Below are 426 nucleotides of genomic sequence, written 5' to 3'. Positions count from 1 at the left end.
GGACGACGCCGAGGGCGTGGCGCCGGCCGGGGCCCCGCCGGGGCCGCCCGGGTCGCCGGCCGGCCACGGCGGGGCCCGGTGCGGGCCGCCCGTCACGGCACCGGTCGGGGTGGAGGCCATGGCGTGTGTGGTGACCGACCGGGAGGGGACCCGGGCGCGGGTCTCCCACCGCAACGACGACGGCCGTCCGCTGCGGGTGGAACTCTCGTTGACCCGGCCGGACGGTCGGGTGGTGACCCGGGTGTGCGCGTTCCCCGAACCCCACTCCACGGGGTGGTGCGAGACGCCGGCCCAGCCGCACGCGGCGGTGGGTTCGGCGGGGACGGGGACCCGGCCGGGGTGGTCGACCACGGCGGAACTGCTGCCGATGGACGGTGACGTGCCGCTGCTGCGGGCCAGGGGCGCGGACGAGCCGTAGGGGCGGGG

1 pseudogene is annotated in these 426 nt (G+C 79.8%); it reads left to right on the top strand.

Annotation, left to right across the window (positions count from 1 at the left end):
* Positions 1-418, top strand: a pseudogene (locus tag FNQ90_RS26640) (hypothetical protein); the annotation flags it as partial.
* Positions 419-426: the final 8 nt, after the last annotated feature.

The organism is Streptomyces alkaliphilus (assembly GCF_014141535.1).
GTDB classification, from domain to species: Bacteria; Actinomycetota; Actinomycetes; order Streptomycetales; family Streptomycetaceae; genus Streptomyces; species Streptomyces alkaliphilus.
Note: the sequence above shows the minus strand (reverse complement) of the source record. Positions and strands in the feature narration are given on the sequence as shown.